The sequence below is a fragment of the Streptomyces sp. BBFR2 genome, assembly GCF_044497305.1.
Lineage (GTDB): Bacteria > Actinomycetota > Actinomycetes > Streptomycetales > Streptomycetaceae > Streptomyces.
In genome coordinates, this window is sequence record NZ_CP172415.1 from 5,863,477 (window position 1) to 5,879,093 (window position 15,617).

Annotated in this window: 2 protein-coding genes; both read right to left on the reverse strand. The window is 70.3% G+C overall.

Going from position 1 to position 15,617, the window contains the following annotated elements; translation table 11 throughout:
- Positions 1 to 46: 46 nt before the first annotated feature.
- Entirely contained in the window at positions 47 to 15,217 is a 15,171-nt protein-coding gene (locus ACGH2B_RS23955; RefSeq protein ID WP_399093573.1) for a hypothetical protein, read from the reverse strand.
- The gene (locus ACGH2B_RS23960) at positions 15,214 to 15,546 is read right to left on the reverse strand and encodes a hypothetical protein (protein ID WP_399093576.1); all 333 of its coding nucleotides are present in this window, start codon (positions 15,544 to 15,546) and stop codon (positions 15,214 to 15,216) included. Before ACGH2B_RS23960 ends, ACGH2B_RS23955 begins: the two co-directional genes overlap by 4 nt.
- Positions 15,547 to 15,617 lie beyond the last annotated feature (71 nt).

The window sequence follows — 15,617 nt, forward strand, 5'->3', positions numbered from 1 at the left end:
CGTGCGGGACGCGGGGCGTTCCGTGCGGCGGTGGCCCGGGTGCGGGTCAGTAGTTCTTCATCGCCTCGCCCAGTGACGTGTTGAGCGCGGCGGCCCAGACCGCCAGGCCGTCCGGGGGCTCGGACAGCGTCAGCGGGCCGGAGGTCTCCGGTACCGGGCGCGGCCCGTGGACACCGAGGGCGTCGCCCGGCAGGTCGAGGTGGAGCAGGAGCGGTGCGCCCGCCCCGCCTTCCCACTGGGCCAACTCTTCCAGTCTCGCCGCCTGTTCGGGCGTCAGGTGGGGTTTCACATAACGATCGAGGAAATGCTCGCGGCTCATCCGCTCGCCGCCGACCAGCACATCCGTGCCGTCCGCGGCCGTCAGATGCACCGTCTGCCGGTCGCCTGCCGGTGTCTGCTGGGCCGTCAGCAACGCGTCCAGCAGCGCCTCGCGCTGCGCGTCGTCGGCGTCCCCGTAGGGGCGGGCGGGCAGATGCCAGCCGGAGTCCACCCGGATCGCGCTCTGCTGCACCCCGCCGGTGCCGCGCAGCACCGCCTCGGGGCTGTACCGCAGTTGCAGCGCGTCGTCCAGGGTGAAGGTCCGCTCGAAGACGTTCTTGTCGGAGAGGTCCGGCAGCCCGAACACGTCGAACGTGTCGTACGTGGCCACCTTCACCACCACGTTCACGGAGGTCGGGGTGTGCCGCTGCCAGTGCACGGTGCGGTCGACGGAGTTCTTCTGCACCGAGAGCTGGCCGCCGGAGTCGTGCTCCAGGGTGTTCGTCACCGTCGAGGACCCGGCGAAGCCCTGCTTGGCACCGGCGAAGCTGCCGGTGACGGAGCCGCCCAGCTTCGTGCCGACGGCGTCGGTGTGCGCGTCGATGTCGTTCTGGAAGTCGTAGTCGGACCGCTCGCCGGTGCCCTGGTGCCAGCCCTGCGACAGGCCCAGGACGCCGGGCCGGAACTCGACGGTGACCTCGGCGTGGGTGTAGGTGGCGACCCCGCCCTCCGCGGTGAGGCGCGTCGAGAACGTCGCGGTCCGCGTCGGCGGCGTGCCCAGACCGGTCCGCGCCATGTGGCGGGCCAGCTCCCGGGCGCCGATCAGTTGCTGGAGCTGGCCGTTGTTCCGGGGTTCGGCGAAGACCTTGGCGGCGCCGGGGTGTGCGGCCAGCTCCGTCATCAGCCGGGTGAACAGCGTCCTCCCGGCCCTCTCGTCCATGTCGACCAGCACGTCGTGGTTCAAGAACTCCTGGGCCGTGATGGGGGACATCGGGACGGGCGTGCCGGTCACCGGGCCGGGGAGCTCGGACCGGGGGACGAGGACCTCCTCCCGGACCGGGAGGGTGATCTCGTGCGGCGTGTTCCGGTCGGGCGAGAACCAGTCGGCGACCTTGTCGATGCCCTCCCCGAAATTGCGCGCCTTGCCGAGCAGCAGGGCGTTGAGCAGTTGCGAGGCGTGCGAGGAGGTCGCCACCGACAGTGTCAGGGTCGCGTCCGTCTCGTAGACGAACAGCTCCTCCGGGACGGTCGTGTACGCGTCGTGGCGGCGGATCATCACGCTGCTGTTGTTCGCGACGCCGTTCGCGGCCGAGCGGGTCCCGGACAGCGACACCGTGGCGCCGCCCCCGGGGTTCTTCCCCCCGGCGCCGAGCGTGACGGCCCGGCTGTGCTTCTTGGTGGTGCTGAACTGTTCCTCGACGCGGGTGTTGGACTGGATGTAGCGGGACAGGACGCCGTGCGCCGTCTTCCCGGTGAAGCGGGCGTCCGTGGTGTCCCGGTCCAGCCGCAGGTGGACGTCGACGTAGGTGTGGTGGCCGATGCCGTCGGTGCGCACCCGCAGGGTCAGTCCGGTGTCGCGCAGCAGGCTCGACAGGCGCCGCAGTGACGCGCCGTCGAGGATGCTGTCGGCCCTGCTCTTCATGACGCCGGCCGGTTCGTCGAGGGTGTGCAGCGGGCCGAGGACCTGCGGCGCCGCCTTGGCCAGCAGCGGGACGAGCGCGCTGAGCACCCGCTGCGAGAGCGTCCGGTCCAGCTCGGTCTGCCGCTCGTCCGACACCTGCGTCAGATCGAGCGGCCCGTCCTCGTGGTGCTCCTCGTGGTTCTCCCGCCGACCGGCGTCCTGCTGTTCCCGCGGCGTCCGGCTGTGCTCCTGTTCCTGGTGCGGGGCGTTCGCGGTGGCGTCCGGCGGGGTGGGGTGCGGGGCGGGGGCGGGGAAGAGCCCGGTGGTCATCGACATGATCGGCAGCTTGGCCAGCGCCTGAGGCACCTGGGCCTCCTGAGCCGACTTCTCGGCCAGCACCGGACGCTGCATGGTCACGCCGCCCGGCACGTACAGGGTGGAGCTGAGCCCGCCCCCCTTCCAGGTGCCCCACATGTTGTTCCGGGTGACGGCGATGTCCAGCTCGAAGACGATGTCCAGGCTGTGGTGCTCGTGCGGTACGTCGAGGGAGGAGAACTCGCCGGGGTGGGTGTCGTCGATCTCGATGGCGGTCCGCGCCTTGGAACCCGTCCACGTCTCCGAGTAGCCGACGGACCCGTTGCCGCTGTTCTCGCCCTGCTTGCCCTCGTACGCCACGCTGCCGCCAGACGTCCAGGCGTTGCCGCCGGAGACTTGCGTCTTCCGGGTGTGGCGGAGCATGTACTCGCTGAGGCTGAACGCGGACAGGTCCTGCGTCTGCTCGCTGAGCGCCCGCCTGTTGCCGGTGACCGCCCGCACCAGCAGATACACATGCGAGTCGGCGAACTGCTTGCCCACCACGAACCGCCCCGGCAGCGACTGCGCGTCGCTGCTCAGCATCCCCTTCAACTGATCGGTGGTGATCATGTGCTGGAGGTACGAGACGACGTACGGCGGTACGTGCAGCTCGGCCAGCATCTCCGCGGCGGCCTCCCGCAGCGCGCGGGCGTGCCGGACGTGGTCGATACGGTCGTTGGGGTGCAGCCGCTCCGGCGTGAAACCGTCGGGCAGCAAAACGTCGGCGAAGGTCACCGTCTTGCCGTTCCACACCGGCTTCGGCGCCCGTCGCACGACCGGCGGCGGGCCGTCGTCCCCGCCGTCGCCGTGCTCGGTGACCGGCAGCTCGGTGAGGGACTTCGGCACCAGGTACTGCACCCCGCCGGACGAGGTGGTCACGTGCGGATCGGACGTCTCGGAGGTGACGCCGGTGACCTTCTCGGCGCGGACCGACACCTGGTAGCGCGCCGGGTAGTACTCGTGCCACATCTCCCCGGTCGCGTTGGTGCCGTGGTGGCCGAAGGCGTACGTCGTGACGCCGTTGGTCAGCGAGACGTCACGGGAGCGCCCGAAGGTCAGGCCGGGCGGGGTGACCGTCAGCCCGCCGCCGCTCCCGGAAAACGAGGAGCCCAGCGAGAGGGTCTGACCGTTGCCGACGGTGCCCGTGGTGGCCAGCCAGTTCCAGAGGGTGTGCCAGTTCTGGGCGACGCCCTCCTTGACCGGCAGCCGCCAGGGGTGGTCGGTGCCGTCGCCCTCGTGGCGTTCGCCCTTCACCTCGAAGTGCAGCAGCAACTGCGTCCCGTTGTCGCCGCGCGGCCCGAGGAACGTCAGGTGCAGCCCGTCGCCGAACACCTCCACGGTATGGCGGGAGAGTTCGTTCACATGGAGCCGGAGTTCCAGGAAGCGGTTGAGCTGGTCGAGGTGGCGGGCGCGGTGCTCCGGCGTCAGATGGGAGAAGCCGACGTCCTTCTCCGCCTGGATGGCCCGCTCCCGGAAGTGGCCGACCAGGTGCGAGAGACCGGAGACGCCGAACCCTTCGTACAGACCGAACTTCGGCGGGCTCGGCGGCGGCGTCATCAGCCCCGGCGGCGGGTGCGCCTCCTCGCCCGCGGCCTGCGCCAGCCGGTACTCGAACAGCTCCGTCAGATGCTCCGGGATGTGCACGACCAGCCGCACCGGGACGGACCGCGACGGCATCGGCGGGAACGCGCCCGCCTCGGTGAGCGACGCCTCCATCGTCAGGTTCACCTCGTACGGGACGCTCTTGCCGTTGAAGCGGACGGTGCTCAGCGTGCCGCCGGTGTTGCCCTCCATCAGGGACGAGGAGTCGGTGCTGCTCAGCCCGAAGGAGAACGGGAACGACAGCGACGGGTCGTGCTCGGAGAGCTTCGGTCCGACGGTGAGGTCCACGCCGAGACTCTTGCCGCCGCCCTGGGACGTGGTGTGGAACAGCGAGTCCCAGGCGCGCACATTGCTCGCCAGCCCGGCGTCGAACGCGTCGCCGACCCGCTTGACGGACCGGATCTCCGTCCGGACGTCCGAGACGTAGTGGCGCCCGCCGCTGTGGACGGAGGGCAGCCGGGTGGTGCTCAGCATCCGGGAGAAGTTGGCGAGGGTGCCCATCTCGCCGAACCAGTTGTTCAGGAACTCGCGCGCCCGCGACCCCGGCTCCATGTGCGCATACGGTGCGGTCAGCAGCGGGACGAGCTGTTCTTGCCCGCTGCTCTCCCGGACCAGGAAGAACGAGTCCTGGAGCGCGCGGGTGACGCGGCGGCGGTCTTCGGGGGTCCGCGGGGTGACCTCCCAGTCGTGGCTGGTGTGGTTGGCCTCGTGGCCGGTCAGCTCACGGGGGAAGGCCACCTCGACCGGCAGGTGGCGCTGGAGCGGCGTCGGATCCGGCGCGGCCTTGGGCACGCCGTGCAGTTCGACGTGGACGGTGGCGTGGTTGAAGGCGAAGTGTTCCTGCTCGCCGCTGAACACGAGCTCCGGGCGGTCGTAGGAGTTGTGCAGGAAGCTCTGCCCGGCGGAGGCGCTGGACGAGCCGGTGAGGTTGAGGCCGAGGCTGAGCACCGCGTGTTCGTCGCCGGGCGCGTACGAGGTGGTGCTGGTCATCGACCGCGAGTTGCTCACGGTGTGGGTGCCGCCGCCCTGCCGGTTGACGATCGCCTCGCGCTGCCCGACGACCTTCGCGCCGTGCGGCAGCCGCCCGGTGGCCTCTTGGCCGGGCAGGTGGCGCGCCCCGTGCCGGGACATCCCGTCGAGCTTGAGCGTCAGCCGGTACTTCGACTGCCGGTCGTCGTACAGGGGGAGCGTGAGCCCGTTCTTCCCCAGCGCCTGCCGTACGAGAAGGGGGCCGTCGGGGCTGGAGAGCTTCTGCCACACATCGTGGGAGACCTTCTCGACCAGGGCGTTCTTGTGCCCGGACGACAGGGTCGTCCCGGTCTGCTCGACGGCGGACCGGATGAGCGAGGTGAGCGACGCGGGACGCTCCCCAGGAACGCCGACAGGGATGTCCCCGATCCGCACGACCGACCCGAACTGCCCGAGCCGATGCTGCCCGTCCTCCCCGAACCCCCGCGGCGGCTCCGGCTGCCGGACGGGCGGCTGCGGCTCGGCGGGGGTGGCCGCCGGGTCGTGGTCCGGGTTGTCGTGGTGCGGGTCGTGGTGCGGTTCGTCGTCCGGGGTGTGGGCCGGGGGCTCGTGGGGGTGCTCTTCCTGGGTGTCCTGCGGGGTTTCGGTCGGATCCTCGGTCGGTGTGTGCTGTGGGTCTTCGTGCGGAGTTTCGGTCGGGGTGTTGTTCCGGCTGTCGTCCTGGTTGTCGTTCCGGGGCTCGTCCTGGCTTTCGTTCCGGTTGTCGTCCCGCTCGTCGTCCCGGCTGTTCTCCCGGGGCTCGTCCTGGTTCGCGGTCGGGTCGTTCTCCGGGGCCTCGTTCTGGTTCGCCTGCCGGTCCTCGTCCTGGTCGTTCTCCCGGGGCTCGTCCTGGTTCTCGGTCCGGTCCTCCTCCCGGTCCTTGTCCTGCTCCTCGTCCCGGGACTCGTTCCTGCTGCGGTCCTCGTCCGTACGGTCCGTACGGTCCGTGTGCTCCGACTGTTCTGACTGCTCCGTGTGCTCCGTGTGCTCCGAACGGTCAGAGCGGTCCGAACGGTCCGTGTCGTCCGGCCCGTCCGTGGAGTTCGGGCTCGTCGGATGGTGGCTGGCCGGGTCCCGGTCCGTGGAGTTCTGGTTCTCCGGGGGGTGGGGGGCGTCGGTGGGCGGTTGGGCCGGGGTGTCGATGTGGAGGCGGCGGGGGGCGCCGGGGGTGCCGGGGCCGTCCCAGTGCATGAGGCGGTGCAAGTCGGCGTTCTGCTCGGGGGTGAGGTGCGGGCGGACGTACCGGTCGAGGAAGTCCTGCTCGCTCAGGTGCTCGTCACGGACGAGGACGGTGCCGTCGTCGCCCGCGGTGACGTGCCAGGTGGTGCGGCCCTCGGTGACGTCCGTGTCCTGGGCGGTGCGCAGCGCGTCGAGCATGGTGGCGGTCCGCTGCTCGCTGCCGGCGTGGTGCGGGGCGAGGTACCAGCCGGATTCGACCCGGACCGCCGCCTCGGTGACGCCGCCCACCTCGCGGACCACCGCCTCCGGCGAGTAGCGCAGTTGCAGCATGTCGTCGAGTTCGAAGCTGCCCCGGTAGATGTCGTCGCGGGTGACGGCTCCGAAGTCGATGACGTCGGCGGAGCTGTCCGCGGCCAGTTCGACCGTGACCTTGAGCTTGGTGGGGCTGTGGCGCAGCCAGTGCACGGTGCGGTCGATCGACTCGGTGGGCATGGAGGTGAACGCGCCGCTGTCGTGCGTCTCGGTACGGCTCTGCTTGACCTTGCCCGCGAGGTTCTGGGTCATCTTTCCGGTGGCCGCGGCGAAGTTGGCGGTGGCGGAGGAGCCGATGCTGCGGTCCTTGCCGAGCCCGGACGACTGGGTGTTGTACTGGTACTGGTAGTCGGAGCGCTCCGAGGTGCCCTTGACCCAGCCCTCCGACGTGCCGAACTCCGGCTGGCTGAAGGTGAGTCTCAGGTGTCCGTAGGTGAGCGTCGTGACACCGGCCTCGCTGGTCAGGCGCGCGCCGAAGGTGCTGTCCTCGGTGGTGGCCGCGCCCAGGCCCGAGCGGTGCAGATGCCAGGCCAGCTCACGGGAGTTGAGAAGCTGGCGGAGCTGTTCGCGGCCCTTCTGGCCCTTCTGCGCGAACTTCTTCGGGGCGCCGGGGTGCGCGCCCAGTTCCTTCATCAGATCGGTGAAGAGCTTCCGCGACGACGACTCGTTCATGTCCAGCAGGACGGTGTGGTTGCGGAACTCGTCCTTGCCGATCGGAAGCGGGGGCGTCTGCGGCGGAGGCTGCTGCGACGGGTGCGCCTGTGATTCCTGCTGTCCGGTCCCGTGTGATTCCTGCTGTCCGGCCCCGTCCCCGGTCTCGTTCCCGGGCTGCTGCCCGGTCTGCCGCTCGGCCTGCGCGAGCTGCTCCGGGGAGAGTTCGGAGCGGGCGACGATGACCTCTTCCCGGACGGGGACGGAGAGGGTGTGGGTGCCGTCCTCGTGCCGGGTGATGTGCTGCCACAGCGCTTCGGCGCCGCCCTTGATCGTGCCGGCCTGACCGAGGAGCAGCGCGTTGACCAACTGGGACGCGTGGCTGACGCTCTCGACGGTCAGATCGATCGTGCCGTCGACCTCGTAGACGTACAGCTCTTCCTCGGAGGTCGCGTACGCGTCGTGGCGGCGGATCATGATCGCGTCGCTGCCGGAGAGCGTGGTGCTCCGGCCGAAGCCGAGGGAGATCCCCGGCGCGAGGCCGTTGCCGCCCTTGTCGACGGAGGGGCCGGCGCCGAGCGACTCGGAGTGCTTGACGGTGTGGGCGACGGCTTCCTCGGTGCGGAGGTGGGACTGCGTGTACCGGGAGAGCACGCCCTTGGAGACCTTGCCGGTGAAGTGCGCGCCGTCGGTGCCCCGGGTGAGCTGGGCGACGATGTTGGTGTACGTGTGGTGGCCGACGCCGTCCGTCCGCATCCGGATGTGCAGGCCCGTACCGCGCAGCACGCTGCCGGCGCTCTGGAGGGAGCGGGCGTCGAGGATGCTGTCGCCCCCGGACTCCGTCAGGGTGCCCGGCTTGTTGTAGTCGTGGTTCTTGCCCAGCGCGTCCGGTGCGTGCTTCTGGAGCAGCTCCTCGACCGTCTTCAGGATCGAGGACGACACCGGGGGCGGCGATCCGGCGTCGTCGCCGGCCTCGTCGTGGTTCGCCGCCGTCGGGTCGGTGCCGCGGGGCGCCAGGTCCACGGTCATCGCCGTCAGCGGCAGCTTCGCCAGATGCTCGGGGACCTTCGCCTCGGCCGCCGTCATCGTGGTGTGCTCCGGGCGCAGGTACGACACACCGCCCTCGACGTGCACATCCTTGACCAGGACCTGCGGCGTTCCCCACGTACCGAGCAGGTTGGTGTCGCGCTGGACGACGCTCAGCCGCCAGATGACGTCGGCCTCGTGCTGGCGGTGCGGCAGCGTCTGCTCGACGAACTGGCCGGGGTGGATGCTGGTGACCTTGACGGTGGAGTTGCCGGTCGAGGTGGCCTTGGAAGCGGAGGCGTCGCCGGACGCGCCGCCGGTCACGTCGCCGTTCTCCCGGGAGCCGCTGAGGGCCGCTCCCAGCCCGAGGGAGTTGGTGATCACGGTCTTGTCGGTGCTGGTGAAGCGGCTCATCGCCTCGTCCAGCGTGAAGTTCGCCAGCTCCTGCGTCTGGTCGAAGCTCTTGTCGTTGACGGTGATGGCCTCGACGACGAACTGCACGTTGTTGTCGGTGAACGTCTTCTCCCGCACCAGCCGCCCGGCCGACGACTGCGCGTCGCGGTTGAGGATGCCCTTGAGCTGGTCGGCGGTGAGCAGCTTCTCGACGTAGGGGATGGCGTCCTGCCGGGGGATGCCCGCGTCCTCGAAGAGCTTCGCGGCCGCGCGCTGGAGGTCCCGGGCGCCGTGTACGTGGTCGATGCGGTCCTGGGTGCCGATCCGGTTCTCGGTCATCCCCTCCGGCGTCTTCAGCGGCGGGTAACTCTTCTTCTTGCCGATGGAGTTCGGCTCGACGTCGGTGACGGTGACCTGATGCCGCCGCGGGGACGCGGGGGGCTGGTGCGCGGTGGAGTCCTCGCCGGTGGGCGTCTCTTCGGCGGCCGGGTGGTCCTCGGCCGGCAGCGACTTCGGCACCATGTAGTCGGCACGGCCGTTGACGGTCTTTCGCACCACCGGCGCCCGCCCCTCGTTCAGGACCTTCGTCCCGGAGACGTGCTCGGCCTCCACGGACACCTCGAAGACGACCGGGTACGAGACGTGCCACATCTCCCCGGTGACGTTGGCGCCCATGTGCGAGAAGCCGTACGTGGTGGTGCCGTCGGACTCGGAGTGGTCGCGGCCCCGGGAGAAGACCGCGTCGGCGGGGGTCAGCGAGAACTGGTCGGTGACCGCTTCGGAGAAGGTGCCGCCGATGTTGAACGACTGGCTGGTGGTGTGGGACTGGGAGTCCTGGAGCCAGGACCAGATCGTCGGCCACTTCTGGACGGTGACGTCGTCGACCGGCCACCAGGCGTGCGCCTCCTCGCCGGGCCGGGCGGGGCGGGCCGAGACGCCGAAGTGCATCAGGAGCCGGCCGTTTTCGCCCTTCGGGCTGCGGAACGTCCGCTGCACACCGCCGTTCAGCACGTCGGACGCCATGTGGGAGAGCTGGTCGGCGTGGAAGTGCGTGGTCAGGAACTCGTTGAGGGCATGCCGGTACTCCTTCTCCCGGGCGATGCTCTTGTGCCGGAACTCCGTGCGCGTCTCGACGCGGCGCGCGTCGTGCAGGAAGGTCTTCGGCAGATCGGCGAGCCCCTGGAGCCCGAAGACGCTGAAGAACCCGCGGGTCGGGGGCCGCTCCGGCGGTCTGAGCTGCTCCCCGGCGCTGTTCCGGCCGTCCGTGGTGTCGTCCCGCGGCGCCTCGGTGATCTCGTCGGGGTTCTCCTCGGGACGCTCCTCGGTGTGCTCGTCGGGGCGCACCTCGGAGTGTGCGCCGGTGTGCTCGTCGTCGGTGAGGGCGGTGTCGTCGTGGTCGCGCGGGGTGGGGGCACCGGCGTCGGACGTGGTGTGGCCGGTGGGCTGTTCCTGCGCGGAGTGGTGGCCGCCGTCCTGGACGGCGATGTGCGCGAGCTGCTCCTCGAAGTGGCCGGTGAGGTGCTCGGGGACGCGGATGATCACGGTCACGTCCTGGGCGCTGGAGAAGTCCGCGCTGCCCACAGGGTTGAGCCCCGCCTCGACGTGCAGCGTCATCTCGTACGGGACGCTGGGGCCGTTGAAGCGGGTGGTGTCGGAGGTGCCGCCGGTGTACCCCTCGGTCAGTGACGTCGAGTTGCTGGTGCCGAGGCTGAAGCCGATCGGGAAGGACAGCATCGGCAGCGCGTCCGGGCCGATGACGACGGTCCCGTCGACGGATTTGCCGCCGCCCTTGGACGCGGTGTGGAACACCGAGTTCCAGTCGCGGGTGTTGCCGGCCAGTCCCACCTGCGTCGCGTCACCGACCCGGCGCACGGAGCTGACCCCGGCGCGCACCTCGGCGGCGTAGTGGGTCCCCTTGTGGACGGTGGACGGCAGCAAGGTGGAGCTGAGCATCCGGTGGACGCTCCACAGCGTGCCGTGTTCGCTGAACCAGTTGTCCAGCATCCGGCGCGGCGCGGAGTCCGGCCCCATCGACGCGAACGGCCTGGTCAGGGCGGAGGCGAGCGAGGACTGGCCGTGGCTCTCCTGGGCGATGAAGAACATGCCCTGCACCGCCCGCGCGAGCCTTTGCCGCGCCCCGTCCGAGTCGGCGCTGCGAACCTCCCACGGGTGCTCGGTGTGGTTGGCCTTCGGGTCGGTCAGCTCGGTCGGGAAGGTCACCTCCAGGGTGTCCCGCGCCGTGGACTCCCAGTGCAGGCCACCACCGTCGCGGCGGATGTCCGCGGAGAGCGTGACGCCCTCGAAACCGAAGTGCTCCCGCGTACCGGAGATCTTCAGCTCCGGGCGGACGTAGGTGTTGGTGAGGTTGCTGTGGCCCTTCGACGCGCTGGAGGAGCCGGTCAGCGTCACCTTCGGCTTCACGCCCACCTCGTTCACGGTCGTGGCGTGCGAGGTGGTGGCCGACAGGCTGCGGCTGTTGCTCACCGTCGAACTGTCGCTGACGTTGTAGTTGACCGCCGCTTCCCGCTGCCCGGTGTCCTTCTCGCCGTACAGGAGCTGCCCGGTCGCCTTGGCGCCGTACGCGCCGCCGTGGGCCGTGACCGTGGCAGCGCCGGGCGCGGACGTGGCGCCGGGCGCCGGGACGGGTCCGGGCGGCGGCGCGTTGAGGTGCTGCGCCGTGTCGCGGTCCACGCCGTTCAGCTTGAGCGTGACGGTGTACGTGTTCTGGAACCGGCCCACCGGGACGCGCAGTCGCAGCCCGTCCTCGTCGAAGAGTTTCCGGGCCAGGTACTGCCCGTTGGTACCGGAGAGTTCCTGCCACAGGTGGTCGGTGAGCTTGTCCGCCAGCCGGTCGCGGTTGGCGGGCTTCAGCGGACCGCCGCGCAGGAAGCCGTGGGAGCCGTGGGCGTTGTCGAGGGCCGACCGGATCAGCGTGCGGAGCCCGGTGGGACGCTCCCCGCCCGCCCCGAAGGAGACGTCCCCGAACCGCTGGACCCGCCCGAACTGGCCCAGCCCGTACCGCCCGTCCTTCCCGAAACCCTGCGGGACCTCGACCGCGACGGGGCGGGGCGGGGTCTCCTCCGGAGCGGGGCGGTGGGTGTCCGGCTGATCGTCGGCCGGGTGCTCGCTTCCGTGCTCGTTCTCCTGCTCGTCGCCTTGCTCGTCCCGGTGCTCGTCCCGGTTCTCGTCCCCGTCGTGCCGCGGGTCGTCGTCCTGCCGGCCGTGGTGCCGCTCGTCGTTCCGGTCGCCGTTCCGACCTGCGTCGTTCTGCTGCTGGTCGTGCTGGTCGCGGTCCTGCTGCTGGTCCCGGTCCTCGTGCTGCTCCTGCTCGTGCTCGTGGTGCTGCTCCTGCTCGTGGGCCGGGTCGTGCTGTGCGGTCTTGGGGCGGGACGGGCCGGGGGTGGGGGTGGGGGTGTCGAGTGGCAGGTCGGACGCGGTCTTGGTCACGGCCTGGTAGTGCGCGTTGCCGGGTTCGTGGAACACGTGGAGGGGAGTGTGGCCGGCGGTGTCGTCGAGCGGGTACGGGTGGAGCACCGGGTCCTTGTCGGTCTCCGAGCGCGGCCCCACGGTGAGCAGGGTGAGGCCGGCGCCCCGCATCACGGGGGTGGTGGCGAGGAGGTGCGGGAGGTAGTCGGCGAACGGCGAGTTCCACAGGCCGTTCCCGCCCTCGGCCGCCGCGAGGATCAGGCCCGTGGTCTTCAGCTTCTGGGCCTTCTGCGGGGTCGGTGCGACGGTCAGCAGATCCGCGTAGCGGCTCTCCCGGACCAGCGTCCGCCACGCCTCGTGCTGTTCCGCCTCGGTGCCTCCGTTCAGCCCCTGGTCGATGCGTTCCTTCAACTGCTGGATCTCGTCCGGCGTGCGGAGGCCGGGGGAGCGGGTCAGGGTGTCGAAGACGTCGTTCCGCACGATCTCGACGGGGCCGACGGCATCGTGCTCCGCCAGAATCTCCGAGTTCGCCTTGATGTGCGCGGTCAGGTGGTCGCGCAACTGCCGCACGTTCATGCCGCGAAGCTGCGGCAGCACGTTCTGCTGATGGGCGCCGACCAGCACGGAGGTGAACAGGCAGTCGCCGTCCCCCGCGACGTTCAGCACCTGGTATTCCTCGTTGCTGTCGCGCAGGGGGTACGTGGCGACGGTGGAACGGTGCCGGGTGACGAACTCCGGCGGTGTCACCGTGACCGCCTCGTCGTTCTTCGGGACGCTCGGATCGGTCTGATCGGTCTGATCGGTCTGACCGGTGTGGTTCTGATCGGTGTGGTTCTGACCGGTGTGGGGCTGGTCCGCCGGATTCTCGTCCGAGTGGGTCCGGTCCGTCTCGTTCTGGTCCGAGTGGGTCTGATCCGTGTGCTCTTGGCCCTGATCCGTGTGCTCTTGGCCCTGATCCGTGTGCTCTTGGCCCTGATCGGTGTGGCTCCGGTCCGTGGAGGTCAGGGTGGTCAGATCGCCCCACTTGCCGCCGGACGGTTCCGGCACCGGCTGCTTCTGCTGCTCCTGTTCCTGCTTCTGCTGCTGGTTCTGCTCCGGCACCGGGTGTTCGTCGGTGATCTTCTCGGACGAGGTCGGGGTGGGCTGCGGCTGCTGCTGGACGCCGTCGGACTGGTCCCCGGAGGTGCCGGTGGAGTGCTCGGTGGACGTGGTCGGGCCGGTGGACGTGGTCGGGCCGGTGGCGACGGCATCGTTGTCGTCCGAGGACGTCGCGATCTTCTGTGTGCCGTTGTCCTGGGGCGGCGGGGTGTTGTCGGACGAGGTGCCCGTCTCCGTGTCCGTCTGCCGCTGTCCGTGCTCCGTGGGCGCGGTGTGCTGCGTGCCGTCCGTGGGGTGGCCGCCGGCCGGCGGGGTGGCGCCGTCCTTCGGGGTCTCCTGCTTCGGCGTCTGCGCGGTGGGGGAGGGTGCGGTGTTGCTCTGCGAGGTGTGGGCGGGCGGGGACTGCTGCTGGCCGGTCAGGGCGGCGGCGCCCGCGTGGACCGCCGCCGTGTTCCGCAGGTCGTTCTCGTGCGTGCCCCGCGACGGATCGTCGTCCGTCGTGCGGACGTTGCCGTCGGCCGGAGCGGTGTGCGCCGGGTCGGTGACGTCGCCCTGAGAGGGCGTGGCGGTGTGGTCCTCCACGGTGACCTGGTCCGTCTCCGTGAGGGACTCCTGGTCGGTGACCGGCTCCTGCTCCGTGACGCTGGGCGCGTCCTGGTAGTGCCCGGGCGGCGGGAGGCGGCGGTCGCCCCCGTCGCCGCCGCTGCCGCCGCTCGCGGTGTTCTGCTGGGACGAGGAGGACGCGGAAGCCGTCGAAGAGGTGCCCGGACCGCCGCCGGAGGGCTGGTGGTCGGTGGTCTGCTGCCCGCCGCCCGTGGACGTGGTGTCCGTCGCCGGGTTCTGCTGCCCGTCGCTGGAGGTCACCGGCGGGGTGTACGCGTTCGGCTCGGTGGGCGGCAGACCCCGGTCGTCCCCGCCGGCGGTGGGCAGCGGCGCCGGTGAGTGCTTGAGGGCGTCGGTCAGCGCGGCGGCACCGGCGATGCCGCCGACGGTGCCGAGGTGGGTGACCGCCTGGCCCGCCGCCGCCGAGGCGCCGGACATCGCGGTGACGTTGAAGCTCTTGTCGTCGGAGAACAGCAGGTTGTAGAAGCCCTCGGACAGATACGCCTGACCGGCCACCGCGCCGGTCATCCCGGCGAAGGCGCTGCTCTTGGCGGCGATGTGGTTGTTCCGGTCCGCGATCGTCTTGAGCACGGTGTCGGGCAGGTGGGTCAGCGTCTGGTGCACGGCGGGGGCGAGATGCTGGCCGCCGCCGTTGTCGAGGGTCTCCTTCAGCGCGGGCCGGCTCTCGTTGCCCCAGCTCTTGGCGAAGGCGTTCCCGTACTGCTTGCCGAGGTCGCGGGCGGCCTGCTCGCCCAGCGTGTCCTTGAAGGTGTGGCTGAAGAGGTCGCCGAAGTCGTCGCTGATCTTCTTCGTCGCGGTCTCGCCCATGCCCTTGCCCGCGGCGGAGCCGCCGAGGGGACGGAGCAGGTCGTCGGCGTTCTTGGTGATGATGTTCTGGACGCCGCCGGCCAGGTTCTTGGTGGTGACGTCGGCGACGGTGTCGATGGCGAACGACAGCTCGTGGGTGATCTCGTTGGCGACGTTCTTGGCCACCGGCCCGGCGAACAGGTCGGACAGCTTCTGCCCCGCCTTCCCGCCGAGCAGCGACAGCGGCCCCTCCAGCAGACCGTCGAGCAGCCCGCCCAGCGCCGCGTCCTTGGTCAGGCTCATGTCCCAGTCGTCGCGGTGGCCCTTCGCCATCTGGATGCGCTGCGCCAGCCCGTCCAGCGCGGTGCCGATGGACTCGTTGATGATGACGTGCAGGGCGAGATGGTCCAGGAGCGAGCGGAGCAGACGCTGAAGGAACGACGCGGTCTTGATCTTGATCTCGGGGATCTGCTCGTACCGGAACGTCGCGATGGCGATGGCGATCTCGATCAGCATCTCGGTGATCTGGAGGATCGCCAGGATCTTCATGTACTCGATGTTGAGCGAGGAGGTCTTGGACATCTTCGCCAGACCGCCGGTGACCTCCTGACCGGCCCGGACGTAGTTGCGGTCGCCCGAGGTGAACTCCGAGAGCGACGCCGCGTACGCGTTGGCGGTGTCCCCGTCGATGCTGTTGCGCATCGTGCCGACGATGTGGGTGATCCGGTCCGGCAGTTGCTGCAACTGCATGCTGACCTTCTCGTACCCCTCGCCCATCTCCCACAGCGTGCCCTCGTTGGCATTGCTGATGGACTGTCCGGTCAGGATGATGAAGATGACGTTGACCTGCGGTGGTACCTGGATACTGCCGCGGCTCACCGGGTCATCCGCTGCTTGAGGTGGTGGGTGAGGGAGGCGTTGAGGTCTTCGGCGTTGGCGAAGGACTTCTGGGTGCCGAGAGTGCGCTCGGCCGTGTCCTCGAAGGCGGTCGCGAGGTTCTTCAGCAGTTCGCTGCAGGCGTCGGTCGCGGGCAGGATCGTCTTCCGCAACTGCTCGGACGTCTCATCGCCGTGGCCGCACGCCTCATCCGCCAGGCGGGAGACGGTCAGGGCCTGCGCGAAGATCTCCCGGGCGATGGCGGACAACTCGTCCGTCTGGGACGCCCCGTGGTTTATCCCGCTCAGATCGGCAGCCAGATTCTCGGCCACGGCCGTCTCCCTTCGTCCCCATCACATCCGTCGCACACCGGCGGCCCGGTCGGTGCCGCCGTACCGCAGTG